This is a genomic window from Bradyrhizobium sp. Arg816 (assembly GCF_029989365.1).
Taxonomy (GTDB): Bacteria; Pseudomonadota; Alphaproteobacteria; order Rhizobiales; family Xanthobacteraceae; genus Bradyrhizobium.
In genome coordinates, this window is record NZ_JAPRAQ010000005.1 from 1 (window position 1) to 23,305 (window position 23,305).

The 23,305-nt window shown below is 64.6% G+C and carries 21 protein-coding genes; 9 read left to right on the plus strand and 12 right to left on the minus strand.

Annotated features, from left to right (window positions below; genetic code table 11):
* Positions 1-267 precede the first annotated feature (267 nt).
* Entirely contained in the window at positions 268-1,548 is a 1,281-nt protein-coding gene (locus OWC48_RS14055) for a multidrug effflux MFS transporter (RefSeq protein WP_282520532.1), read from the minus strand.
* A 301-nt stretch (positions 1,549-1,849) separates the two neighbouring features.
* Positions 1,850-3,679, minus strand: a complete 1,830-nt coding sequence (locus OWC48_RS14060) for an aminopeptidase P family protein (protein WP_282520533.1) — start codon at positions 3,677-3,679, stop codon at positions 1,850-1,852.
* A 187-nt stretch (positions 3,680-3,866) separates the two neighbouring features.
* Between OWC48_RS14060 and OWC48_RS14065 the strand changes: the two genes are divergently transcribed.
* Entirely contained in the window at positions 3,867-4,046 is a 180-nt protein-coding gene (locus tag OWC48_RS14065) for a hypothetical protein (RefSeq protein WP_028147633.1), read from the plus strand.
* A gap of 177 nt (positions 4,047-4,223) precedes the next feature.
* Here the strand turns inward: OWC48_RS14065 and OWC48_RS14070 are convergent, their stop codons facing one another.
* Positions 4,224-5,111: a 50S ribosomal protein L11 methyltransferase gene (locus OWC48_RS14070; RefSeq protein WP_282520534.1), complete on the minus strand. Its 888-nt coding sequence runs from the start codon at positions 5,109-5,111 to the stop codon at positions 4,224-4,226.
* 163 nt (positions 5,112-5,274) lie between these two features.
* Here OWC48_RS14070 and OWC48_RS14075 point away from each other — a divergent pair, with 163 nt between their 5' ends.
* Positions 5,275-5,430, plus strand: coding sequence for a Flp family type IVb pilin (locus OWC48_RS14075; protein ID WP_404979767.1), 156 nt, complete (start codon positions 5,275-5,277; stop codon positions 5,428-5,430).
* A 296-nt stretch (positions 5,431-5,726) separates the two neighbouring features.
* Here the strand turns inward: OWC48_RS14075 and OWC48_RS14080 are convergent, their stop codons facing one another.
* A complete protein-coding gene (locus OWC48_RS14080; protein ID WP_282520536.1) occupies positions 5,727-7,337 on the minus strand; it encodes an NAD(P)/FAD-dependent oxidoreductase in 1,611 nt (536 codons plus the stop codon).
* Between the two features lie 177 nt (positions 7,338-7,514).
* On the opposite strand from OWC48_RS14080, the gene OWC48_RS14085 reads away from it, so the two are divergent.
* Positions 7,515-9,794: a fused MFS/spermidine synthase gene (locus OWC48_RS14085; protein ID WP_282520537.1), complete on the plus strand. Its 2,280-nt coding sequence runs from the start codon at positions 7,515-7,517 to the stop codon at positions 9,792-9,794.
* A gap of 110 nt (positions 9,795-9,904) precedes the next feature.
* Here OWC48_RS14085 and OWC48_RS14090 read toward each other — a convergent pair whose 3' ends face one another.
* The gene (locus OWC48_RS14090) at positions 9,905-10,888 is read right to left on the minus strand and encodes a glycerophosphodiester phosphodiesterase (RefSeq protein WP_282520538.1); all 984 of its coding nucleotides are present in this window, start codon (positions 10,886-10,888) and stop codon (positions 9,905-9,907) included.
* Positions 10,889-11,030: 142 nt separating this feature from the next.
* On the opposite strand from OWC48_RS14090, the gene OWC48_RS14095 reads away from it, so the two are divergent.
* On the plus strand, positions 11,031-12,293 hold the full coding sequence (locus tag OWC48_RS14095) for a hypothetical protein (RefSeq protein ID WP_282520539.1): 1,263 nt from the start codon (positions 11,031-11,033) through the stop codon (positions 12,291-12,293).
* Positions 12,294-12,295: 2 nt separating this feature from the next.
* On the opposite strand, the gene OWC48_RS14100 is transcribed toward OWC48_RS14095, so the two are convergent.
* Positions 12,296-13,075 (minus strand): L,D-transpeptidase, encoded by a 780-nt coding sequence (locus OWC48_RS14100; protein WP_282520540.1) that lies wholly within the window; start codon positions 13,073-13,075, stop codon positions 12,296-12,298.
* 342 nt (positions 13,076-13,417) lie between these two features.
* Here OWC48_RS14100 and OWC48_RS14105 point away from each other — a divergent pair, with 342 nt between their 5' ends.
* Positions 13,418-13,741 carry a hypothetical protein gene (locus OWC48_RS14105; RefSeq protein WP_282520541.1) on the plus strand — a complete coding sequence of 108 codons (324 nt, stop codon included), beginning with the start codon at positions 13,418-13,420 and terminating at the stop codon, positions 13,739-13,741.
* A gap of 114 nt (positions 13,742-13,855) precedes the next feature.
* On the opposite strand, the gene OWC48_RS14110 is transcribed toward OWC48_RS14105, so the two are convergent.
* Both OWC48_RS14110 and OWC48_RS14115 read right to left on the minus strand, forming a co-directional pair.
* Complete coding sequence (locus tag OWC48_RS14110) at positions 13,856-14,617, minus strand: ABC transporter permease (protein ID WP_282520542.1); 762 nt, start codon at positions 14,615-14,617, stop codon at positions 13,856-13,858.
* Positions 14,614-15,537 (minus strand): ABC transporter ATP-binding protein, encoded by a 924-nt coding sequence (locus tag OWC48_RS14115; RefSeq protein ID WP_231143124.1) that lies wholly within the window; start codon positions 15,535-15,537, stop codon positions 14,614-14,616. The genes OWC48_RS14110 and OWC48_RS14115 overlap by 4 nt, the downstream gene beginning before the upstream one ends.
* A gap of 286 nt (positions 15,538-15,823) precedes the next feature.
* Here OWC48_RS14115 and OWC48_RS14120 point away from each other — a divergent pair, with 286 nt between their 5' ends.
* The gene (locus OWC48_RS14120; protein ID WP_282520543.1) at positions 15,824-16,540 is read left to right on the plus strand and encodes a hypothetical protein; all 717 of its coding nucleotides are present in this window, start codon (positions 15,824-15,826) and stop codon (positions 16,538-16,540) included.
* Positions 16,541-16,658: 118 nt separating this feature from the next.
* Here OWC48_RS14120 and OWC48_RS14125 read toward each other — a convergent pair whose 3' ends face one another.
* Positions 16,659-17,510 (minus strand): alpha/beta fold hydrolase, encoded by an 852-nt coding sequence (locus tag OWC48_RS14125; protein WP_282520544.1) that lies wholly within the window; start codon positions 17,508-17,510, stop codon positions 16,659-16,661.
* Positions 17,511-17,639: 129 nt separating this feature from the next.
* Between OWC48_RS14125 and OWC48_RS14130 the strand changes: the two genes are divergently transcribed.
* Positions 17,640-18,260: an ABATE domain-containing protein gene (locus OWC48_RS14130; protein ID WP_282520871.1), complete on the plus strand. Its 621-nt coding sequence runs from the start codon at positions 17,640-17,642 to the stop codon at positions 18,258-18,260.
* 28 nt (positions 18,261-18,288) lie between these two features.
* Here the strand turns inward: OWC48_RS14130 and OWC48_RS14135 are convergent, their stop codons facing one another.
* Both OWC48_RS14135 and OWC48_RS14140 read right to left on the minus strand, forming a co-directional pair.
* Positions 18,289-19,467, minus strand: coding sequence for a cytochrome P450 (locus tag OWC48_RS14135; RefSeq protein ID WP_282520545.1), 1,179 nt, complete (start codon positions 19,465-19,467; stop codon positions 18,289-18,291).
* Between the two features lie 19 nt (positions 19,468-19,486).
* Positions 19,487-20,695: an ABC transporter substrate-binding protein gene (locus tag OWC48_RS14140; protein WP_282520546.1), complete on the minus strand. Its 1,209-nt coding sequence runs from the start codon at positions 20,693-20,695 to the stop codon at positions 19,487-19,489.
* A gap of 110 nt (positions 20,696-20,805) precedes the next feature.
* On the opposite strand from OWC48_RS14140, the gene OWC48_RS14145 reads away from it, so the two are divergent.
* Positions 20,806-21,285: a MarR family winged helix-turn-helix transcriptional regulator gene (locus tag OWC48_RS14145; protein WP_282520547.1), complete on the plus strand. Its 480-nt coding sequence runs from the start codon at positions 20,806-20,808 to the stop codon at positions 21,283-21,285.
* 9 nt (positions 21,286-21,294) lie between these two features.
* Here the strand turns inward: OWC48_RS14145 and OWC48_RS14150 are convergent, their stop codons facing one another.
* On the minus strand, positions 21,295-21,972 hold the full coding sequence (locus tag OWC48_RS14150; protein WP_282520548.1) for a TetR/AcrR family transcriptional regulator: 678 nt from the start codon (positions 21,970-21,972) through the stop codon (positions 21,295-21,297).
* A 172-nt stretch (positions 21,973-22,144) separates the two neighbouring features.
* Between OWC48_RS14150 and OWC48_RS14155 the strand changes: the two genes are divergently transcribed.
* The gene (locus tag OWC48_RS14155) at positions 22,145-23,008 is read left to right on the plus strand and encodes a DUF3313 domain-containing protein (protein WP_282520872.1); all 864 of its coding nucleotides are present in this window, start codon (positions 22,145-22,147) and stop codon (positions 23,006-23,008) included.
* Positions 23,009-23,305 lie beyond the last annotated feature (297 nt).

The following is a 23,305-nucleotide window of genomic DNA, read 5'->3' on the forward strand; positions in this document are numbered from 1 at the left end:
GCCGCCCGCCGAGGGCGACAACTACAGATCTTGGCAGGAAATTACCGGGACCAAGGCCTTCTCTCCTGACGTCTTCAGCCTCAAGAGCCGATAACGCAACAGGCCCCTTGTGGGAGAAGGTGGCGCGCGTAGCGCGTCGGATGAGGGGTCTCTCTCAGCGCGTACCCCTCTCAACGCTTGAACTCGGGGATAGAACCCCTCGTCCGGCGCTTCGCGCCACCTTCTCCCACAAGGGGAGAAGGAAGAAAGCGTCGCCCAGCGCGCTCCTCACATCATCCCGCTCTCTTCCTCTTCCGCCTGCTCGATCAACTCCTCGCTCACCACCAATTCGCGGCGGGGGACGACGAAGATCATCATGCAGGCGCAGAGCAGCGAGATCGCCAGTACCGCAGAGGTCAGCGGCAGCGTGGTCGCGGAGTGGCCGCCGAGATAGGCGCCGAACTGCGACATCAGCGCGCCGATGCCCTGCTGGAGGAAGCCCATCGCGCCTGACGCGGTGCCGGCGGCTTCAGGGCGGATGCTGATGGCGCCGGCGGCGGAATTCGCCATCACGAAGGCATTGCCGACCATCACGATCATCTGCGTGCCGAATAGCCACGCCGGTGCCTCGTTCCAGCCGGTGAAGCTCCAGAGCAGGTTCAACAGGCTGCCGCAGAGTTGCAAGGCCAGCCCGAACCAGATCAGCTTCTCCAGCGAGTGCCTGGGCGCGAAGCGCACGCAGAGCAGATTGCCGACGAGATATGCAAAGCCGGTGGTTGCGAACCAGGCGCCGTATTCGGCGCTGGTCCGGCCCATCTGCGTCACGACGATGTAGGGGCCGCCGCCGGCGAAGGTGAAGATGATCTGCGACGCCAGCACCTGGCACATCACATAGCCGATGAAGGCGCGACTCTTGATCAGGGTGCCGACGTCGCTGCGAAAGCCGCCGCTGCCGACGGCGCGATCGCGGCGGGTCTCGGGCAGCGCGATCGCGATGCCGATTGCGACCGCGATCGCGCCGATCGTGACGGCGTAGAAGATCGCCCGCCAGCCGAATGCGGTCTCGATCAGGCCGCCGGTGAGCGGTGAGACCATTTGGCCGATCATGAGTGCTGCGATTACGAGGCTGATCATGGAGGCGACGCGGTCGCGCTCGTAGATATCGCGGATGATGGCGCGGCTCACCACCATGCCGGAGGCGCCGCCGAGCGCCTGGAAGAAGCGCGCTGCGATCAGTTGCGGCAGGGTTTCGGCGAAGATGCAGGCGATGCTCGCCGCGACCATCAGCGCGAGACCGCCAAGCAGCACCGGACGCCGGCCGAACTTGTCCGACAGCGGTCCCATGATGAGCTGCGACAGTGCGATGCCGACCATGTACAGCGATACCGTCATCTGCGCGATCGAGATGTCGCGGCCGAACGTCGTCGCCAGCACGGGCAGCGCCGGAACCAGGATGTAGAGCGAGATCGGCGCGATCCCGGTCATGACGACCAGCAGCAGCAACACCACGCGCGAGGTCGCGATGTTTTTCGTCGCCGCGTCCGGCGGCCTGCTGATCATGCCGTGCATAGTCGTCCGTCTTTCGAAGTCGAATCGACTGTAGCGTGCTCGCACAAGACGGATATCGGCGTTTCGGAATGCGGCTATTCGGATTTCGGGACGGTTAGGATGAGGGCACGATGGCGACCGATTGGGCGCGTTGCTGGTGCCACATCACAGGTGTCATTCCCCGCGAAAGCGGGGAATCCAGTACGCCGCGGCTTCTCCGCATACGTTTGCTGCCTCGGGAATACTGGATGCCCCGCTTTCGCGGAGCATGACAATCATGGTGGCGAAGGAGCCGTGCGCAAATCGCGTGGCGCTATGCGCGCTACGCCTTCAGCTCCGCCGTGGCCTGATCGAGCCAGGCCTTCGTCGTCTCGTCCAGCGCCGGCCGCACCTCGGCGCGAACGCGCGCGTGGTAGGCATTGAGCCAGTCGAGCTCGTCCTTGCCCAGCATCGCGACATCGATCAGCCGGCGGTCGATCGGCGCCAGGGTCAGCGTCTCGAACGCGTTCATCGGTTTTTCCGCGCCCTCGATGTCGGCGGCGACCACCAGCTCGAGGTTCTCGATGCGGATGCCGAAGCCGTCGGTCTTGTAATAGCCGGGCTCGTTGGAGAGGATCATGCCGCGCTTCAGCGGCGTCGTGCCGAGCTTCGAGATCCGCGCCGGTCCTTCGTGCACACTGAGATAGCTGCCGACGCCGTGGCCGGTGCCGTGCTCGAAATCGATGCCGGCGGCCCAGAGATATTGCCGCGCCAGCGTGTCGAGCTGCGCGCCGGTGGTGCCGTCGGGAAACACCGCGCGCGCGATCGCGATGTGGCCGCGCAGCACGCGGGTGAAGCGGTCGCGCATCTCGCCGGTCGGTTCGCCAACGGCCATGGTGCGGGTGACGTCGGTGGTGCCGTCTTCATATTGCGCACCGGAATCGATCAGCAGCAGATCGCCCGGCGCGATGCGCCGGTTGCTCTTGCGGGTGACGCGGTAGTGCACGATGGCGCCGTTCGGACCGGTGCCTGATATGGTCGGGAACGAGACGTCCTTCAGCGCGCCGGTGTCACGGCGGAACGTCTCAAGCGCCTCGACCGCATCGATCTCGGTCAGCTTGCCGCTCGGTGCCTCGCGGTCGATGAAGCCGAGGAAGCGCGCCAGCGCCGCGGCATCGCGGCGGTGCGCCGTCCGTGTGCCCTTGATCTCGGTCGCGTTCTTGACGGCCTTGAGCAGTGCAATCGGATCGCTGCCGCGCACCGGCTTGCCGCCGGCGCTTGCGATCAGCCGGCTGAGCGCGTCGGCCGCGGTGGCATTGTCGAGTGCGATCGCGGCGCCGCTCTTGGCCAGCGCCATCAGCGTCGGCGCCATCGCATCGGGCTGGCGCACGTCGGCGGACTGCTCAAGATGGTCCCGCGTCAAATTGGAGAGTTTTCGGTGGTCGATGAACACGGTCGGCCGGCCATCCTTCGGCACCAGCGCGTAGGACAGCGGCAACGGCGTATGGGCGACGTCGGCGCCGCGGATGTTGAAGGTCCAGGCCACGGCGTGGCTGTCGGAGAGCACCAGCGCGTCGACGCCGAGCTTGGCGATCTCGCTTTTGATTTGCGTGATCTTCTCGGCCTCGGCGATCCCGGCATTTTGCAGGCTGTGCACCGCGACCGGGGCCAGCGGCGGCTGCGGCCGGTCCTGCCAGATCGCGTCCACCGGGTTGTTGTCGACCGCGACCAGCTCGGCGCCGGCCTTGGCGCAGGCTGCGGCGAGGCGCTCGGCTGCCGAAGAAGTGTGCAGCCACGGATCAAATCCTAGGCGGTCGCCGGCCTTCAGGTGCGTCGACACCCAGCTCTCCGGCGGCGGATCGATCAGCGATTCCACCGCCCAGGCCTTTGCGTCGACCTGCTTGGCCGCCTGGATCGTGTAGCGGCCGTCGACGAAGATCGCGGCCTCATGCGTCAGCACCACCGCCAATCCCGCCGAGCCGGTAAAGCCGGTCAGCCAGGCCAGCCGCTCTTCCGAGGGGGGCACATATTCGTTCTGCTGCTGGTCGGCGCGTGGAACGACGAAGCCGGTCAGCTTGCGGCGGGCGAGTTCCTCGCGGAGCGCGGCAAGGCGCGCCGTCAATGCGACGCCGGCCTCGGGTTCTTCGAATGTCTGGAAGTGTGCTTCGAACATTGGCTCAGTTTAGGATCATGAGGACTGGTCCGCAATGTAGACGCATTTGGGGGCGGCATTTGGCACGGACTGTGCTTGAAAATGTTCCATTCGAATTGAGTGGAGTACAGGATGCAGCAGTTGCGCTTCGTCCGGATAACAAGGAAATTCGAGCAGGTGGTTCATCTCAACGGCGAGGGGACACACGATGCCAGCGTTCATGTTTGAGAAGATTTCGCCGCCGGCCCACCGCGCCCCGGCCGCAACGACACCGAAGAAGCCGCGCGGCCTCATCAGCCAGATGATCGACCGTTTCGCCGAGCGCCGCGCCAGGCGTGCCCTGCAGGGCAAGCGCGCGACACGTCGGGACGAGAAGCCGGCGGAGTAGCGGCGGTGTTCGTTCGCCTCGCCCCGCTTGCGGGGAGAGGTCGGATTGCGAAGCAATCCGGGTGAGGGGGACTCTCCGCGAGTCCAACTCTCACCGTCGCTGCGGAGGCAGCCCCTCACCCCAACCCTCTCCGCGTAAGAACGGGGCGAGGGGGCGCAGTACCGCCGCGGACGCGGTTCACCCCACCTTCCGCAGCAACAAGCTGCTCCACCCCTCGATCCGCAGGTGCCGCACCGGCACGAGGCCGCGTGCGCGGTAGGCGGCGATCACGGCGGGGGCCTGGTGGGTCAAGAGGCCGGAGAGGATGACGCGCGCGCCGGGCGCGAGGTGCCGCGCCATCGGGCCGGCCAATTGCCTTAACGGGTTGGCAAGGATGTTGGCCAGGACCAGGTCGAACGGGCCGCATCTGGCAAAGTCCGGCGCGGCAAATCCGGTCGCGCGGATCACCCGCACCTGGTCGCCGGCGTGGTTCAGCGTCGCGTTCTCGGCCGCCACCCGCACCGACGGCGGGTCGATGTCGGAGGCGAGCACCTCGCGATGCAGCGCTTTCGCTGCCGCGATGGCCAACACGCCGGTGCCGGTGCCGAGGTCGAGCAGGCTCCTCGGCCGGGAACTCTTCAGGACGTGGTCAAGCAACAGTAAACAGCCCCGCGTGGTGCCGTGGTGGCCGGTGCCGAAGGCGAGCGCTGCCTCGATCTCGATGGCAAGCTTGTTCGGCGCCACGCGGTCGCGGTCGTGGCTGCCGTGCACGACGAAACGCCCGGCCGGCACCGGGACGAGATCTTCGAGGCTCGCCTTGACCCAGTCCTTGGCTTCGACAATGTCGAAGATGAGCGTTTCGGCGATGTCGTTTCCTGCAGTCGTTGCAACGAGTTCGCGCAGCCATGCCTGATCGGGCGCCGCGGCGAAATGGAGCGTGACGTCCCACTGTCCGTCCGGCCGCTCGAAGGCGGCGACCGCCGCATCGCCGTCGAAAAAGACCTCCGTGAGCACGTCGACGACGCGCTTGGCCGCGGCCTCGGTGCCGATCGAAAAGCAGGCGCGATGAGTGGGAGAAAGCTGCATCCTAGGGTTCCGTCAGTTCAATTTTTGGGACTTTTGTTCCCAATTTTCCACATAACTTGCAGGTTCCGATTTAACCTGACTGCAGGTTGTATCCCGTACATTTCCGGGTGTTGGATTCAGCCAACGCATCTTGGAATTGAAACGGAGGCGAGTCTTGAAGAGCATGGTTTTGAAGTTCTGGTCGGACGAATCCGGTGCAACCGCGATCGAATACGGTCTGATCGCAGCGGGCATCGCGCTGGCGATCATCACCGTGGTGAACAGCCTGGGCACCAGCATGAACGACAAGTTCGGTTCGATTAGCAGTTCCTTGAAGTAATTTCCGCCTCCCATTTTCCGGCGGGGGCTGTTTTTCTTTAGAGGCTGTTACCTGACGATTGCCCGCACGGGGAATTGCCCCCCGGCGGGCGAGGTCGTTTTGGGGGCCCGGAATGCCCACAGGCCCTCCACTCGTTTCCCCAAAGTTGTCCACGGCTTTATCCCGCCACTCATCCCCAGCTTTTCCACCGCCTTTTACGCGGCTCGCCGGGCCTGCCGCGCGCAGGCAGCCCACTGCTTTCTCACAGCGTTGCCAACAGACTTGCCAACAGCCTGTCCACAGCTCTTTCCACAGACCTATCCACGGCTTCCGAACGGCGAGCGGTGATCCCTCAAGATCGCCTGCGCAGCGTTATGGCCGGGGGCGCCGGTGACGCCGCCGCCGGGGTGGGCGCCGGAGCCGCAATGATAGAGGCCCTTCAGCGGACCGCGATAGTCGGCATGGCCCAGCATCGGCCGGGCCGAGAACAACTGGTTCAGCGTCAGCGCGCCGTGGAAGATGTCGCCTCCCAACAGGCCGAATTGCCGTTCGAGGTCGAGCGGGGAGAGCATCTGGCGGCCGAGCACGCTTGCCGCGAAGCCAGGTGCGTATTTGTCCACTGTCGCGATCATGAGATCGGCGACCTCCTCGCGATGGTCGTCCCAGGATTGTCCGTCGGGCAGTTCGGGCGCGACGTGTTGGCAGAACAGGCTCGCGACGTGTTTGCCCGCCGGTGCGAGCGTGTCGTCGAGCGTGGAGGGGATCAGCATTTCGACGACAGGCTCCCGGCTCCAGCCTAGCGCGCGCGCGTCGAGATAGGCGCGGTCCATGTAGCCGAGGCTCGGCGCCAGGATGATGCCGGAGGTGAGGTGATCGCCGTCGCCCGGGAGCGCGGTGAAGGAGGGCAGGCGGTCGAGCGCCACATTCATGCGGAAGGTGCCGGAGCCGTTCTTCCAGTGCCGGATGCGGGCGAGAAAGTCGGCGGGCAGCGCGTCGGCCGCGATCAGCCGCGTATAGAGCAGCTTTGGATTGACGTTGGCCGCGACATATTTCGCGCGAATGATCGAGCCGTTGTCCAGCACCACGCCCACGGCGCGGTCGCGCTCGACGATGATCTCGCGCACACCCGCATCCGTGTCGATCGTGACGCCGCGGCCCTGCGCGGCGCGCGCCATCGCCTGCGTGATCGCGCCCATGCCGCCGATGGCGTGGCCCCAGACGCCCTTCTTGCCGTTCACCTCGCCGAAGGCGTGGTGCAGCATCACATAGGCCGAGCCCGCCGCGTACGGGCTGGCATAATTGCCGACGATGGCATCGAAGCCGAACAGCGCCTTGACCAGATCGTGCTCGAAGCGCTCGTCCAGCATCTCGCCGGCCGAGCGGGTGAAGAGGTCGAGCAGGCTGCGGCTTTGCTCCAGCGTCAACCCACGCAGGATGTTGGCGCTCTGGAACGCGTTCACCGCTTCGCGGATCGCGTTCGTGCCAAAACCGTCGAGCAGGTTCGGCGGCGCACGCAGCACGAACTGCCTGAGCACGTCGGCGATGTCTTCCAGCTCGCGCGAGAACCCTTCGAGCGCGCTTGCGTCATGCGTGCTCAGCCGCGCGACGGACTCCTTGGTCCGCCCCTCGCCGGTGAGCAGATAGCTGCCGTCGGGCGCGGGCAGAAAATTCTGGGCGCGCCGCTCGACGATCCGCAGGCCCTGTTCAGCGAGGCCCAAGTCGCGGATCACCTGCGGATTGAGCAGGCTCACCGTGTAGGCGGCGACCGAGTTGCGGAATCCGGGGTGAAACTCCTCCGTGACCGCGGCCCCGCCGACCACCTTGCGGCGCTCGACGACGCGCACGCGCAGGCCGGCCATCGCGAGATAGGCCGCGCAGGTAAGGCCGTTATGGCCAGCGCCGATGATGATGACGTCGGTTTCGGTCATGAAGGATTCAAAATGTTCCACGGTCATTCCGGGATGGTCCGAAGGACCAGACCCGGAATGACATCTGTATATCAAGCAATCGTCGCTGCAACATCACGAGACCCTTTATTGCCCGTTCATGCGCCTTGTGCTCCATTGCGCGCGTCCGGCGCCCGCCGGAGTTCAGCCGGAGCTTCCATGGATTCGATCGTGCAACCCGCCGCCACGGAGCAGCCGTCCTCGTCGCGCAATCGGCTGCTGCTGACGGTCTACACCGCCGCGATCTTCGTCAGCGCGCTGCTGCTGTTCTCGGTGCAGCCCTTGTTCGCCAAGATGGTGCTGCCGCGGCTCGGCGGCTCGCCGGCGGTGTGGTCGGTGGCGATGGTGTTCTTCCAGTCGCTGCTGCTGGCGGGCTATGCCTATGCGCATCTCTTGATGCAAATCAGGAATCGCATCGTTCCGGTCGCGGTGCATCTGGTCTTGCTGATCGCAGCCTTCGCCACGCTGCCGCTCGGCATCGCCACCGCCTACGGCGATCCACCGGCCTCCGGCTATGCATTCTGGCTGCTCGGCCTGTTCGTGGTTTCGATCGGCCTGCCGTTCTTCGCGCTCGCCGCCAACAATCCGCTGCTGCAGGCCTGGTTCGTCCGCACCGGCCATCCTGCCGGACACGATCCCTATTTCCTCTATGCCTCCTCCAACATCGGCAGCTTCCTCGCGCTGTTGTCCTATCCGTTCCTGCTGGAGCCGATGTTCACGCTGCACACGCAGAACCGGTTCTGGACCCTTGGCTATGGCCTCCTGATCCTCCTGATTGCCGCCTGCGGCGCGCTGCTGCTGCGTTCGCCGAAGCTGGCCGTGGTCGACGCAAAAGTCGAGGACGTCAATGCGCCCGCGCCGGACCTGGTGACGCGGCTGCGCTGGATCTTCCTCGCCGCGGTGCCGTCCGGCCTGCTGATCGCCGTCACAGCGCACATCTCGACCGACGTCGCGGCGGCGCCGTTGCTCTGGGTGCTGCCGCTGTCGCTGTATCTGCTCACCTGGGTCGTGGTGTTCCAGTCGCGGCCGCTGCTGCCGCACAAATGGATGCTGATGCTTCAGCCGGTCGCGATCGCGGGCGTCATCGTCCTGCTGGCCTTCGGCGGCGAACAGAATCTGCTGCTGACCCTCGGCGGCCACCAATTGTGCTTCTTCGTCATCGCCATGGCCTGCCATGGCGAGCTGGCGCGGACACGCCCGGCCGCCAAATATCTCACGGGTTTCTATGTCGCGCTGTCGTTCGGCGGCATGGTCGGCGGACTCTTTGCCGGCCTCGTTGCTCCATTCACCTTCTCCTGGATCGCCGAATATCCGATCCTGGTCGCGCTGGCCGCGCTGTGCCGGCCGCCGGCAAACGAGCGGCTGGCGGGCATCGTCAGATGGTACTGGCTGGCACTCGCCGTGCTCGCAGTGGCGCTGGTGGCGCCGTCTTACACGACCGGCGATCTCTCGACCTGGTTCGAGGATCATCGCGTCTGGGTCGCGGGAGCCGTAGGCGTGCTCGCAGCACTTCTGGCGCTCGCGCTCAACGCCAGCCGCTGGAAGATCTTCGCCACCGCCGCGCTCGCGCTGGCGTTGATCCGGGCCTATCCGGCGGACGAAGGCCGCGTCACGACGGTGCGCAGCTTTTTCGGCGTGCACAAGATCGTGGTGACGCCTGGCGGCTATTTCCATGTGCTGATGCACGGCACCACGATCCACGGCGCCGAGCGCTTCCGCAACAATGACGGCACGCCGGTCGTTGGCCGGCCCGAGCCGATCACCTACTATCACAAGGACGGCGGCATCGGGCAAGCCATCACCGCGATCCGCGAGCGCAAGGGCGCGCCGCTGAAGGTCGCCGCAATCGGCGTCGGATCGGGCACGCTCGCCTGCGCCGCCGAGCCCGGCGAAACCTGGACCTTCTTCGAGATCGACCAGTCCATGGTCGACGCGGCGAGCGACCCGAAGAACTTTCGCTACATATCGAGCTGCATGCCGGGCCTGAAGCCGGTGATCGGCGATGCGCGCCTCACCTTCGCGAAAGAGCCCGACGGCGCTTATGACCTGATCATCGTCGACGCCTATTCGTCGGATGCGATCCCGATTCATCTCGCCACCGAAGAGGCGATGAGTATCTACAAGGACAAGCTGGCGCCGCACGGCGCTGTGGTGATGCATGTCTCCAACCGGCACCTCGATCTCGAGACCGTCGTGGTCAGTATCGCCGATGCCAACGATCTGAAGAGCTGGGTCTTCAACGAGGACTCGGGCCGCGATGGCGACTATATCTTCTCGACCGACGTCGTCATCTCCGCGCGCGAGGACGCCGATGTCGGCCGGCTCGCCTCCTCCAAGTCATGGGAGCAGACCGAAGCCGACGACCGGGTGCGGGTCTGGACCGACGACTATTCCAATATTCTGGGCGCGCTGTACCGGCGGTTGAGGGACGGGGAGTAGGGACGTCTTCGTAGCCCGGATGGAGCGAAGCGCAATCCGGGGGCGTTTCCGCGTGGCGACACTGCTCCCGGATTTCGCTGCGCTCCATCCGGGCTACAAGGGGAAGGCTTCTACGGCACGACCGGCGTTCCCGCCGGCAGCGCAATTCCCTTCTCGCCCGCGACTTGCCGCAGCAGGTCCGGCCTGTCCGAGATGATGCCGTCGACGCCGAGCTCGATCATGCGCGCCATGTCCTCACGCTTGTTGACGGTCCAGACCACGATGTGCAGTCCGAGCGTGTGTGCCTCCGAGACGACCGCCTCGGTCACGTCGCCGAAATAGGGCGACCAGACCGTGCCGCCCGCAGCCTTGATCGTCCGCGGCAGCGAGCCGCCGTGATCGGCCGGGCTGAAACCCGCCGTCCAGTTCGTCGCCTTGTCCAACGACACCGTCTGGCCCGAGCCGCGCTGGAGCGTCAAATACACCGTCGGAATGTTGGGCGCCTGTTGCTGGACGAACAGCAGGGTCCGCCAGTCGAACGACTGGATCATGACGCGATCGGAAAACCCCTCGGCCTCGATCAATCCGAGCAGCTTTACGACAAAGCCTCGCGGATCGAGCGATTCGTCCGGATGGTTTGGATCGATCTTGGTCTCGATATTGAAACGCACGCGCGTGTTGCCGGCCTTGCGCACCAGCGCGAACAGCTCGCCCAGGGTGGGAATGCGTGTTCCCGGCACGGCCCGCTGGTCGGGGAATTGCTTCGCGTAAGAACTGTCGGGGCGGATCTGGCCGACGTCATAGGTCCTGACGTTGGCCAACCGCAGCTTCACGAACGGCGTGCCGGGCGCGGCGACATAGGCGCCACCTGCATCGCGCGCGAGGTCGGGATTGAGCCCGCGTTCATGCGAGATGACGACCTCGCCATCGGCGGTGACGCCGACGTCGAGCTCCAGCGTATCCACGCCCATCGACAGCGCGTTCGCGAAAGCCGGCAGGGTGTTTTCCGGCAACAGCGCGCGCCCGCCGCGATGCGCTTCGAGATCAAAGGCCATGGCTTGTCCCGCAGTGAGAACCGAGAGCACGATCAGGATTGTTGCGGCACGTGACGACATCAGGGTTCGCAGCCCGGGTGAAAGGAGGAGCTTATGAAATCTTCGCCCGGTTCGTCCAGCGTCGCGGTCGACTTGTGCTTGACGGCAGCCGGGGAAGGCGGAAACTGGCTCTCAAAAAACAACGGTTCAGGGAGCCATTCCTATGCGGCTTATCTTCATCGCAACGATGGCGGTTCTCATGGTCGGACAGGCGATGGCCAAGGATGTGCTTTCGGGTGCGAGCCTCTATGAAGATGTGGCGCGCTATGCATCCTTCGGTCTGCACCGCTTCGGCTCCGCGGGCGATCGCGCGACGGCCGACTGGATCGCCGGCGAGATGAAGCAGGCGGGTTTCGAAATCAGCTTCCAGCCCGTCGTGCTCGGGCGGCAATATGTCGTCGAGCGGGCCAGCGCCGAAGCTGCCGGCATCTCTGTCGAGGCGACGCCCTTCTGGTGGCCGCCGGAAGACAAGGCCAGCTTCCATCTCGCCGCGCCGCTCGCGCGCGATGGCGATGTCACCGGCAAGATCCTTCTGCTCGATCTGCCGTTCGATCGCGGCGCGTATCTGGGGCCGACCCATCGTGCGGCGATCGCGGAAGCCGCGGCAAGGAAGCCGGCGGCCATCCTGCTGATGATCGGCAATCCCGCCGACGACCGCTTCGCCTATAACGTCACGCAGGAGGATGCGCCCTGGCCGGTGCCGGTGATCGTGGTCGGTGCGGCATCGCGAGCGGTGTTCGAGCGCGCGCTCGCCTCAGGCGCGCCTGTGACCTTCGACGTCAAGGGCCATTACGAGCGCGATGTAGTCGGCCGCAATGTCATCGCCGAGATCGGAGCCGGCCGTGGGCCGGTCATCGTCGTCTCCACGCCGATGACCGGCTGGTACTCGTGCGTCTGCGAGCGCGGCCCCGGCATCGCCAACTTTCTCGCGCTGGCGCGCACCGTCGCCGCCGAGAAATGGCCGGCGCATCTTGTTTTCATCGCCACCGCCGGCCACGAGATCGGCCATGGCGGCATGGAGCTGTTCTTGAAGCACGGAGCGCCGTCACCGAAGGACACGCTGGCGTGGATTCATTTCGGATCGTCGAACGCCTGCTATGCCTTCGCGGAAGGCGCCCGCACCAATCGGCCCGAGCAAGAGCGTTATCTCGTGCTGAGCAAATCCGCCGTCGCGCTGACCGACGAGGCTTTTGCAAAAGTCGAGGCCAAACGCCTGGTGACGGAGAAGCAGGCGGTCGGTGAGCTGCGCGACGTGCATGCGGCGGGTTACGCCAATTTCCTCGGCATGGCTGGGCGCCATCGGACGTTTCATACGCCGTCCGACGATCTCGCCGCGACCGGGCCCGAGATCCTCGAGCCGGTCGCGCGCGCCTTCGTCGATGCTGCGCGAAAGATCGTCGAACGCGGCAACGCCGCGTTCCGGTAGCGTCAGTTCTGATAGTAACCGCGCGGCTGATAGTATTGCCGGGGCTGTGGCTGATAGTAGCCCTGCTGGCCGTAGCCTTGATTGTAGTACTGCTGCGGCTGCTGCTGTTGATAGACCTGCGCGTCATACAGCGGGCGGCTGGCCGAGCGCGGCGCGGGATAGCGCGTGCCGTTGTCACTGCCGTCGGCCGGATAGATGTAATTGTCGTCCTGCGGCATGTAGCGGCGGGCGGGCTGCGCCGGCGGTGCGAGATTCACGGGATCGCCCGAGGTGGCGTACTGCTCTTCGGCCGGCTGCGGAGCGCGGGCCACCGCAGTATTGGCGCGGCCGCGCGGATTGCGGGCCAGAGCCACCTGGGCCGAGCCGGTCAGCGTCACCGTGGTGTTGAGCACGCCCTGCTGCTGCACCAGCGCGTACAGCGTCGAGGCATTCTGGCGCGACAGCCGTACGCAGCCGTGCGACGCCGGCGAGCCGAGCCGGCCGACCGAGTCGGTGCCGTGGATGGCGTGCCCGACCTTGGTGAAGAAGATCGCGTGCGGCATCGGCGCGTCGTCGAATTCCTTGGAGTAGTGATCCTCTTCCATCCGGAAGGCCCGGAAGGCGCCGCCCGGCGTTTCGCGCGAGGGGATGCCGGTCGACACCGGCCAGTGATAGCGCGCGACGCCGTCGACGGCGACGGTCATCTGCTGATTGTCCTTGTCGACGGTGATCTCGACCTTGGCCTGCGCGGCGCCCGCGCTCAAAAACATCAACGAGGAAAAAGCGATGAAAAAGGAACGCATCTGGAAACGCATTTGAGGGAAACGCATTTGAGTTCTGGCCTCCGGCCTGTTCACGCTAGGCGCCGCGGCTCTCCGTCCCCCGGCGTGCAATATGCCTGCAATCCGGCTTTCGTTCCAGCGGACTGGCCGTCCATCGTTAACGCGATGCCGGGCGTAAGCAAGGCCGCTTTGTGCCGCGCGGCTGGCGGCGGCGCTGACATTTTCGCGAGCGTGCCAAGCAGTCACAACGCCGACAATTCGTCACAAAGGCGCAACCATTCGGCCGCTTCAGGCGTTGATCCTGGCTGCCCTCGACGGGCGGCTTCCGCTGCCCTTTCCCCTTTAATTCCCTTGGGACCGAAGATGAACAAAGCCCGTATCGCCGCCGCGCAATTGCCGGCCGGTTTGCCCGTCCGCCTGCTGTTCGCAGCCGCCGCCATCCTGCTCGCGCTGTTGTCGCTGCCGCAAGCCGGCCACGCCCAGGGCATCGTGCGCGGCGCCCAGGAAGGCTCCTACGAAGGCAACCGGATCGCCGGGCCTGTCGGTGGCGTCGTTGGCGGCGCGGTCGGCGCCGGTGTTGGCGGGGCCGTGGGTGCGGTGGAGGGCGTGTTCGGCATTCCGCATCACCGCCATTACCGCTGCCGCGGCTACTATGACGGCTACCATCGCTTCCACTGCTACCGGTGAGTCCACCGTCGTCATTCCGGCGCGCCCGAAGGGCGAGCCCGGAATCCATTCATCCACCAACTCTGCCGCCTGATGGATTCCGGGCTCGCGCTACGCGCGCCCCGGAATGACAGCTCAGTTCTTCAGCCGGTAACCGGTGCGGAAAATCCACCAGATCACGGCGAGGCAGATCAACAGGAACGCCGTCGTCATGCAGATGCTGACGGACACGCTGACATCCGCGATCTCGTAAAAGCTCCAGCGGAAGCCGGAGATCAGATAGACGACCGGGTTCAGCAGCGCCACCGAGCGCCAGCCTGCCGGCAGCATGTCGATGGAATAGAAGCTGCCGCCGAGGAAGGTCAGCGGCGTCACCACCAGCATCGGGATCATCTGCAGCTTTTCGAAGCCGTCGGCCCAGATGCCGATGATGAAGCCGAACAGGCTGAACGTCACCGCCGTCAGCACCAGGAAGGTCAGCATCCAGATTGGATGGTGGATATGGAGCGGCACGAACAGGCCGGCTGTCGCCAGGATGATGAGGCCCAAAATGATCGACTTGGTCGCGGCTGCGCCGACATAGCCCAGCACGATCTCGACATAAGAGATCGGCGCGGAGAGAATTTCGTAGATCGTGCCGGTGAATTTCGGAAAGTAGATGCCGAACGAGGCGTTGGCGATGCTCTGCGTCAGCACCGAGAGCATGATCAGCCCCGGCACGATGAAGGTGCCGTAGCTGACGCCCTCGACCTCGCTGATGCGCGAGCCGATCGCAGCACCGAACACCACGAAATAGAGCGAGGTCGAGACGACAGGCGAGACGATGCTTTGCAGCAGCGTACGCCAGGTGCGCGCCATTTCGAACAGATAGATGGCGCGGATGGCGCGATGATTCATGACGTCCTCACGAGGTCGACGAAGATGTCCTCGAGCGACGATTGCGTCGTGTCGAGATCGTTGAAGCGGATGCCGGCATTGCGGAGGTCGCTGAGCAGGCTGGTGATGCCGGTGCGCTCGCCCTTGGTGTCGTAGTCGTAGACGAGCGTCGCGCCGCCGTCGCAGAGGTCGAGCTCGTAATGGCTGAGGCTGTCCGGCAGCGTCGTGACCTTGCCCTGCAGATGCAGCGTCAGCCGCTTCTTGCCGAGCTTCTCCATCAACGTCGCCTTGTCCTCGACCAGCACGATCTCGCCCTTGTTGATGACGCCGATGCGGTCGGCCATCTCCTCGGCTTCCTCGATGTAGTGCGTGGTCAGGATGATGGTGACGCCGGATTGCTGCAGCGTGCGCACCACCTCCCACATGCCCTTGCGCAGCTCGACGTCGACGCCGGCGGTCGGCTCGTCCAGGAACAGGATCTGCGGCTCGTGCGACAGCGCTTTTGCGATCATCACGCGGCGCTTCATGCCGCCGGAGAGCGTGATGATCTTGTTGTCCTTCTTGTCCCAGAGCGAGAGGTCCTTCAGCACCTTCTCGATATGGGCGGGGTTCTTCGGCTTGCCGAACAGGCCGCGGGAGAAGCTCACCGTCGCCCACACGCTCTCGAAGGCGTCGGTGTGCAATTCCTGGGGCACGAGGCCGATCAGCGAGCGGGCCTTGCGGTACGAGGTCTGGATGTTCTCGCCGCCGACGAGGACCGTGCCTTCGCTTGGGTTGGCGATGCCGCAGATGATCGAGATCAGCGTGGTCTTGCCGGCGCCGTTGGGGCCGAGCAGCGCAAAAATCTCGCCGCGCTTGATGTCGAGATTGACGTTCTTGAGCGCCTTGAAGCCGGACCCATAGGTCTTCGACAAATTGGCGACGGAAATGATGGAGGACATGATGGCCGCAGGCTGAAAGGTAAGGACTGGGGAGGGGAGGCTGGAACCGTCCCGGGAGGAGGTCAGCGGAGCCCTGAAATAGGAATGCACTTGCCCGGCCGCAATTGGCTGGGGAAAAATGGTCTCAAAACAGGCCCTTCGGTGGTGGGTTTCGGGAAAGTGTTGCGCGATGGTCACGGGCTGCGGCTAAGATTGCCGCTCACGCGCCTCTTTGTTGCGTCTGCGAGCGCGCCGTGGCTACGATTCCGGCCAATCGCAAAGCGTATTGTCCCCAGGGAAAAGATCGATGAGACCGAACGGCCGTCACACCGCCGGCGCCAGCCAATTGTCCGCCCACCGTGTGTGGGCGATCTGCCTGCTCCTGCTGTCAGCTGTTGCCATCAGCCCGACCACCGCCAGGGCCGCGCCCAGCCAGGCCGCCGCCACGACGCATGTCTACCTGCTCCGCGGCGTGCTCAACATCTTCTCGCTCGGCCTCGACACGATCGGCTCCCGCCTCCAGGCGCAGGGCATCCAGGTGACCGTCGCGAACTTCGTGTCCTGGTCCTCGCTCGCCGATGAGGCCGCGGCCAACTACAGGGCCGGTCGCGTCAAGACCATCGTCCTGGTCGGCCATTCCTCCGGCGCGACCGCGCTGCCGGACATGATCGCCAAGCTCAACCAGCTCGGCGTTCCCGTGAAGCTCGCGATCGGCCTCGATTCCGTGTTCAAGACCAGGCTGTCGACCGGAGCCGAACGCTACATCAACATCTATATCGGCGACGGTCCCGGTGAGCCAGTGCGGGCCGCGTCTGGCCTGCGCGGCAAGCTCGACAATGTCGACGTGCGCGGCACCGGCGTCGGCCACATCTCGATCGACAAGAACGAGGCGATCCAGCGCCGCGTCATCGGCGAGATCGACGCCGCCATCATGCGCTCGCGCGCACCGGCAGCTCCGGTCGCCGAGCCCGCCACACCGCGGCGGGCGCGCTCGGCGGCGGCGGCGGCTCCGGCCAGGAACTGAGGCGGTTTGCGCGACCGGCTGCTGTCCGTCGCGCAGCGATCTTTCCGTATTGGCCGGCAAGCGCAGAGATCGCGAGGGGCGGGAGTGAGCGTGTGCGCGTCATCCCCGCGCTCCCTCGTCATCTCATGAAGGCGCGAATGGTGTCCGCGATCTCACTTGAATGCGTTTCCAGCGCGAAATGGCCGGTGTCGAAGAACCGCACCTCGGCGTTGGGATTGTCGCGCTTGAAGGCTTCGGCGCCGGGCGGGATGAAGAACGGATCGTTCTTGCCCCAGACTGCGAGGAACGGCGGCTTGTGGGTGCGGAAATAGTTTTGGAATGACGGATAGAGCGCGACGTTGCTCTTGTAGTCGCCGAACAGGTCGAGCTGCACCTCGTCAGAACCCGGTCGCGCCAGATAGAAATTGTCGAGGTTCTGGCCGTCAGGCGACACCATGGTCGGATCTGGAACGCCATGCGTGTACTGCCAGCGTGTCGTCTCCGGCGTGAGGAAGGCGCGGAGCGCGTCGCGGTTCGCCGGCGAGGGATCCTGCCAATAGGCCTTGATCGGGGTCCAGCCGTCGCTGAGGCCGTCCTCATAGGCGTTGCCATTCTGCGAGATGATGGCCGTGATCCGCTCGGGGTGGCGCAGCGCCAGCCGGAAACCGGTCGGCGCGCCATAGTCGAAGACGTAGACCGCAAAGCGATCGAAGCCGATCACTTCGGTGAAGCGCTCGATGACGCGCGCGATATTGTCGAAAGTATAGGCGAAGGTTTCGCGTGAGGGCATATCGGACTGGCCGAAGCCGGGCAGGTCCGGCGCCACGATGTGAAACTTGTCCGCGAGCAACGGGATCAGATCACGGAACATGTGGCCGGCACTCGGGAATCCGTGCAGCAACAGCAGCTTTGGCCCATCCGAAGGACCCGCCTGGCGATAGAAAACCTTGAAGCCATCGACGTCCGCGGTGCGATACGTGGTCGGGGACATGACCGTTCTCCGTGAGATTAGTAACCTGTATAACGCCAATGAAAAGGTTACATACTACGAGTAACTTGTCAAACGCCATATAAGAGGTTACGCATGTTCGGCCACCTTCAGATCGGCTGGGACCGCTCCATGAACAGACCGCCTGCCGTGTTCATCGCCGACGCGCTCGGCCTCGATTTCCTGAATTCAGTCGCGACGCCGGTCGATACGCCCGTCGATTGGCTCAACGATGGTGATGGTCTGTTCGACTGGCTGGCGCAGGCGGGGCTGGTGCCGACAAACGAGTTGGAGGCGCTGAGGGCGCGTGCGATGCCGGGCGAGTTGGACAAAGTCGCCGATGAGGCCAGGGCCTTGCGCGAGTGGTTCAGGGCTTTCGTTCGCAAGCATGCAGGCCGGCCGCTCGCGGTAGATGCGTTGCGCGAGCTCGGTCCGCTGAACAGCCTGCTGGAGCGCGACGAAGCCTTCAGTCGTATCGAAGCACGGGACGACGACGGCAATCAGTCCCTCGCGCTACGGATGACGCGGCGCTGGGAATCACCTGAATCCCTGCTGCTGCCGCTCGGCGAGGCAATGGCGAAATTCGTCTGCGATGAAGACTTTTCCGACGTGAAGGCGTGCGAGGGTCATAACTGCACGATGCTGTTCGCGGACCACACCCGCAGGCGGGCGCGGCGATGGTGCGCGATGGCGATCTGCGGCAACCGCGCCAAGCAGGCCGCACACCGCGACCGGCTCAAGAGCAGACATTGACCGAGGGCAGCGCCATATGCGGCGCAGCCTAGGCAGCCGTCACGCGGACCGGCATGCTCTCCAGCCCACGCAGGGAATTGTTGAGCCTGCGTCTGGGCTCTGCCGTGAGCTCGATGGTCTTCACGCGCCGTGCGAGCTCGCCGAAGATCAATTCGCCTTCCAGACGTGCGATCATCTGCCCGACACAGGCGTGAATGCCGGCGCCGAAGCCGACATGTCCGGTCGCACTCCGTTCGACCTCGAAGCGGTCCGCGTTGTCCCAGCGCGCGGGATCGCGGTTGGCTGAGGCCATGAACAGCAGCACCTTGCGGTGCGCTGGGATCACGCCGCCACGCGTCTCGACCTCGCGCGAAGTGGTTCGGAAGAACGTCTGCACCGGTGAGTCGTAGCGCAGGCCTTCCTCGAAAGCGTTGCGCGCCAGCTCCGGCTTGTGGTGTAGCTTGCGATATTCATCCGGGTGTGTGGCGAGTGCCAGCAGGGTATTGCCGATGCCATTGACGGTGGTGTCGATCCCCGCGGTGAGGAACGGCCGCACCAGGTGCGTTGCTTCGTGCTCGGTGATCTCGCCGTCGTCGGCCGCCTGGTAGATCATCATGCCGAGCCCGTCGGGCTGCAGCGCGTCCCGAGCGCAGCATTCCATGATCCAGCTCTGTGCGGCGAGGCCCGCCTTGCGCGATGTGGCCAGCATCTCGTTCTCCGGGCCAAAGCTGTCGAACACGAACGTGCTCCAGGCCAGCAATTTCTCGCGGCCATCCGGCCGGATGCCGATCGCATCCGGAAACACTTTCATGGGATAGGCCTCCGCAAGATCGGCCACGGCATCGAAGGTGCCTTTGTCGATCAGCTCCGAGACCTTCCTCTCCGCCTCCTGCTGAAACGTCTCGCGCAGCTTCCTTGCGACGCCCGGAGACAGGGTGCGGCCGAGGACGCGGCGGCCCTTGTCGTGATCGGGAGGATCGATCTGGAGTGTCAGCGGCTTCGGCAGGGCAGGATTCATCCCGTGAAGCCCGACGCCCTCGCCGCTGATGAAGGTCTTCCAGTCCTTCAGCGCCGCCTCGACCCCAGCATAGCCCGCCATGGCCCACACGTCGTAACGCGCGAGAGTGAACACGGGCCCCAGCGCACGCAAGGTTTCGTAGGCAGGATACGGATCGATCAGGAAATCAGGTGCAAACGGGTCGGCCTGGCTACACGCGATGCCGGTCATCGTGAACTCCTGATGCTGCTTATTGACTGGAGAGTGGACACTTGCCTTCGCGCTCCGAGCGGAATGCGTCCTCGCCCTTGATCGTGGCGACGACCTTCAGCAGGTCCCAGGCCGAACTCGACTCCTCGGGCGCCTTGACCTGGAGCAAATAGAGCGGATGGATTTTGCGTCCGTCCCTCCGGATGTAACCTTTGCCGAACAGCGGATCGTCCGTCGGCATCTCCTTCATCGCGGCAACGACGGCCTTGCCGTCCTTGGCGCCGCCGGCCTTGTCGACCGCCTTGAGGTAGTGAATGACCGAGGCATAGACGCCGGCCTGCATGTCGTTGGGATAGGCCTTCGAGGGAATGCGCTCGGCGAAGCGTTTGGCGAAAGCCCGCGTGCCGTCGTTCAGATCCCAGTAGAACGGGTTCATGATCTGCGCACCCTGCGCAAACTTCAGTCCGAGTGAGGGAAGGCCATTCATCCCTAGGATCAATCCGACCAGCTTGTGGTCCTTGGTCAGCCCGAACTCGGCGGCCTGCTTCATCGAGGTGATGGTATCGTCGCCGGCATTGGCGAAGCCGACGACGTTCGCGCCCGAAGCCTGGGCCTGGAGCAGGAAGGAGGCATAGTCGGCCGTTCCCAGCGGATGCCGCACGCTGCCGAGCACTTCGCCGCCGGACGCTTTCACGGCCTCCGCGGCCTGCTTCTCCAGATCGTGACCGAACGCATAGTCGGCGGTGATGAAGAACCACTTCTTGCCGCCCTGCTGCACGATCGCCTTGCCGAGGCCGCGCCCGTAAGCATAGGTGTCGTAGGTCCAGTGTACGGTGTTCGGCGTGCATTTCTCGCCGGTCAACAGCACCGTGCCGGCCCCCGATCCGACGAAGACCTTGTTCTTCTCGGCGCTCATGCCGGCGACAGCGAGCGCGATCGAGGAGTTGGGGATGTCGAAGATCGCGTCCACGCCGTCATTCTCGTACCAGCGCCTGGCGATGCCGATCCCGATGTCGGTCTTGTTCTGGTGATCCGCCGCGACGACCTCGACGGGCTTGCCGGCAGCCTTGCCGCCATAATCCTCGACGGCCATTTTTGCGGCGACGACCGAGCCGATCCCCTGATAGCTCGCGAACGGACCGGATTGGTCGTTCAGGATGCCGATCTTCACGGCATCCTGGGCGAAGCCCGGCGCGGCAACCAGCGTCGAAGCCAAAATGCACAATTTGTGCAGGAATTTGCTGTTCATTGTGTCCCTCCCATGGGCGGTCTTGGTGCCGCTAAATAATAGTTATATTTTATAGCTATTTTTGAGAGTGTCAATTCGGCTGAGCCGGTGGCCGCCGCGGATTGAGGATCATGAGCTTGAAAACCGTAAGACCCGGGTTGAAGTCCGACCAGCAGCCGGAGAAATCGCTGGACCTGCGCGCGCTCCGGCGGACGCCCGGCTTCATGCTGCGTCTCGCGCAATTGAAGTTCTTCGAAGGCTTTTACGAGGAGTTCGCCGCGTTGGGCCTGACGCCAGCGACCTATGCGATCTTCGCCGTCATTCGTGACAATCCCGGCGTGCCGCCGAGCAGCCTCGCCAGCCTGCTTCGGCTGCGCCTGCCGAACCTGATCAAGATCCTGAACGAGCTCGAATCGTCCGGCTTCATCAAGCGCAATCGCTCGAAGGCGGATCGCCGTGCCGTCGAGCTGATGCTGACGCCGAAGGGCGCAAAGCTCATTGCCGAGGGGGCAAGGCTGACCGAGCCCTACAACGAAAAGATGCTGGCCCCGCTCAGCGCGGCCGAGCAGCGCGCGCTGCTGGAATTGCTGAACCGCCTCCTGCCGCTCTAGGGTCGGGCTCTATCGCTTCCTGACCAGCTTCAGGGGACGACCGGCCTTCTGAATGCGGGGCTTGATCGCAACGCTCTGTGCGTCGGGCGGGTTCAGGAAGCGGACGAGCATCGTTCTCAGATGCTCTACGCTCTGCTTGATATCCAGCTTCGGATTGCGGATCGGCATGGCGCGTGACCCGTCGATGAGGGCGATCAGGATGTTTGCCGTCGCGTCCGGATCGAGTCCCGGATCCACCCGTCCCCGGTCTTGCGCCTGGCGCAGGAAATCGCTCCACATGCGGCGAACCGCCCTGGTGTGGCGTTCGATGATCTCGGCGAATTCCGGATTGCGGGCGGCCTCCGCGAGGCCATCCAGATTGAGGATCTGGGCGGGACGAAATCGCAGGCTGGTTTCCTCGATATCGACGAGCAGCGCCTCGATCACGTCGGGGGCAGCTAGAATTTTTTCGAACTTTTCGGTCGACCGCGCGAGACCGAGGTCGATCATCGCCTCGATGATCGCCACCTTGCTCGGAAAGTAGTGATAGAGGTGGCCCGGACTGATGCCGGCTTCGGTGCAGATATCTGTCGTGCTGGCGCCGCGGAAGCCGTCCCTGATGAAGCAGCGGATCGCCGCGCCGAGGATTTCCCCGCGCTTCTGCTCATGCTTGACGGGATCGACTTTCCTCAAATGGGACATCTCCATTCACACTCGCCCCGTTTAGCACGACGGTCCGCCACGAGAAAATCAAAATTAGAGAGTTCCATCTATTTACGTTGACGGATGTTGCGGGGCGTGAGAAGTGATTATTAGAGCGATCTCTCTAATAAGCTGCCGATGCGGGAATGGGACCATGCGCTTTCCACGGACGGCCCTGATGGGTGCCGCGCTTGCGCTCGGAGGGTGTGCGACCGCGCCGCTCGAACAGGCCGGCTCGCTCAGGAGCTACGACCGGATGTCGGAAGCGAACGGGCTGGTGACGCGATCGAAAATCCGCGTGAACAAGCAGGATGTGCTGGCGGCGAAGACGATCCGGATTGCATCGACCGTCTTTCCCGCGCGCACCGATGTCGTGTTGAACGAAAAGGAACGTCGCCTGGTTGCAAACGCCATCAGCCGCGAGCTGTGTCTCCGCCTGAGCGAGCGCTTCCGTATCGTCTCATCCGATGACGACGCCGATCTCACGGTGCAGGCGACGGTGACGCATGCCGCGCCGACCAGCCCGACCGCCTCCGGCGCATCGAAAGCCCTGTCGATTGCCAAGACCGTTGCGCTTCCCGGCGTGCCTGTACCGGTGCCGAGGCTCCCGGTCGGGCTCGGCAGCCTGTCGGTCGAGGCGGAAGCGCGCGACTTTGCAGGATTTCAGAAGGCGGCCATGGTCTGGGCGCGTGGCGCCAACTCGCTTACCAACTCTCCGCGGGTCGCCAATGAGGGCGATGCCTACGATCTCGCCGCCGATTTCGGCACGGACTTCGCAAAACTGGTTACGACCGGAGAATCGCCGTTCGGCGGCATCCCTGCGCTGCCGCCGATGGACAGCATTCCCGTGCGCTTCGGCGGTGCGCCCAAATATGTCGCCTGCGAAGCGTTCGGACGGTTTCCCGGCATCACCGGCTTCGCGGGGCAGGGGCTCGGCCTGCCGCCGGCCTGGACCGATTCCGGCGCCAAGGAGAGCCCGGCCAACAATGCGGCCCCGCCGCCTGTGTCAGGAGCGAATTCAGAGCAGGCGCTGACACAGTGATGCGGCTGCGCGCCCCGCAACATCCGAGCTCGACATATTGGTCGCCGATCAGAGTCAATGACATGCTGACATCCGGAATAACTCGCCCTTCCCAACACGCTTTGCGTCAAAGCACAGCGCGCGATGATGCGCGGGCGAGCAGCGTTCCCCTGTTCACGGCCGATGAAGCTTGGAGCCGGACGAACGCAGATCGGCGTGCAGTGGATGAGAGGGATGACCAGGACTCGATGCTCGAGCCCGGCTTCTGGATGACGGCCCTGGTCGCGTTCCTGCCCACGGTCGCCGGCTGCCTCTATC

Excerpts from the sequence above, each read along its gene's own strand:
- OWC48_RS14105 (WP_282520541.1), top strand. The coding sequence starts at position 13,418 with ATGAACAAAGCCCGTATCGCCGCCGCGCAATTGCCGGCCGGTTTGCCC.
- OWC48_RS14115 (WP_231143124.1), bottom strand. The coding sequence starts at position 15,537 with ATGTCCTCCATCATTTCCGTCGCCAATTTGTCGAAGACCTATGGGTCC.
- OWC48_RS14070 (WP_282520534.1), bottom strand. The coding sequence starts at position 5,111 with ATGCAGCTTTCTCCCACTCATCGCGCCTGCTTTTCGATCGGCACCGAG.
- OWC48_RS14130 (WP_282520871.1), top strand. The coding sequence starts at position 17,640 with ATGAACAGACCGCCTGCCGTGTTCATCGCCGACGCGCTCGGCCTCGAT.
- OWC48_RS14095 (WP_282520539.1), top strand. The coding sequence starts at position 11,031 with ATGCGGCTTATCTTCATCGCAACGATGGCGGTTCTCATGGTCGGACAG.
- OWC48_RS14055 (WP_282520532.1), bottom strand. The coding sequence starts at position 1,548 with ATGCACGGCATGATCAGCAGGCCGCCGGACGCGGCGACGAAAAACATC.
- OWC48_RS14135 (WP_282520545.1), bottom strand. The coding sequence starts at position 19,467 with ATGACCGGCATCGCGTGTAGCCAGGCCGACCCGTTTGCACCTGATTTC.
- OWC48_RS14145 (WP_282520547.1), top strand. The coding sequence starts at position 20,806 with ATGAGCTTGAAAACCGTAAGACCCGGGTTGAAGTCCGACCAGCAGCCG.
- OWC48_RS14100 (WP_282520540.1), bottom strand. The coding sequence starts at position 13,075 with ATGCGTTCCTTTTTCATCGCTTTTTCCTCGTTGATGTTTTTGAGCGCG.
- OWC48_RS14090 (WP_282520538.1), bottom strand. The coding sequence starts at position 10,888 with ATGTCGTCACGTGCCGCAACAATCCTGATCGTGCTCTCGGTTCTCACT.
- OWC48_RS14060 (WP_282520533.1), bottom strand. The coding sequence starts at position 3,679 with ATGTTCGAAGCACACTTCCAGACATTCGAAGAACCCGAGGCCGGCGTC.
- OWC48_RS14140 (WP_282520546.1), bottom strand. The coding sequence starts at position 20,695 with ATGAACAGCAAATTCCTGCACAAATTGTGCATTTTGGCTTCGACGCTG.
- OWC48_RS14150 (WP_282520548.1), bottom strand. The coding sequence starts at position 21,972 with ATGGAGATGTCCCATTTGAGGAAAGTCGATCCCGTCAAGCATGAGCAG.
- OWC48_RS14065 (WP_028147633.1), top strand. The coding sequence starts at position 3,867 with ATGCCAGCGTTCATGTTTGAGAAGATTTCGCCGCCGGCCCACCGCGCC.
- OWC48_RS14125 (WP_282520544.1), bottom strand. The coding sequence starts at position 17,510 with ATGTCCCCGACCACGTATCGCACCGCGGACGTCGATGGCTTCAAGGTT.
- OWC48_RS14085 (WP_282520537.1), top strand. The coding sequence starts at position 7,515 with ATGGATTCGATCGTGCAACCCGCCGCCACGGAGCAGCCGTCCTCGTCG.
- OWC48_RS14120 (WP_282520543.1), top strand. The coding sequence starts at position 15,824 with ATGAGACCGAACGGCCGTCACACCGCCGGCGCCAGCCAATTGTCCGCC.
- OWC48_RS14155 (WP_282520872.1), top strand. The coding sequence starts at position 22,145 with ATGGGTGCCGCGCTTGCGCTCGGAGGGTGTGCGACCGCGCCGCTCGAA.
- OWC48_RS14075 (WP_404979767.1), top strand. The coding sequence starts at position 5,275 with ATGGTTTTGAAGTTCTGGTCGGACGAATCCGGTGCAACCGCGATCGAA.
- OWC48_RS14080 (WP_282520536.1), bottom strand. The coding sequence starts at position 7,337 with ATGACCGAAACCGACGTCATCATCATCGGCGCTGGCCATAACGGCCTT.
- OWC48_RS14110 (WP_282520542.1), bottom strand. The coding sequence starts at position 14,617 with ATGAATCATCGCGCCATCCGCGCCATCTATCTGTTCGAAATGGCGCGC.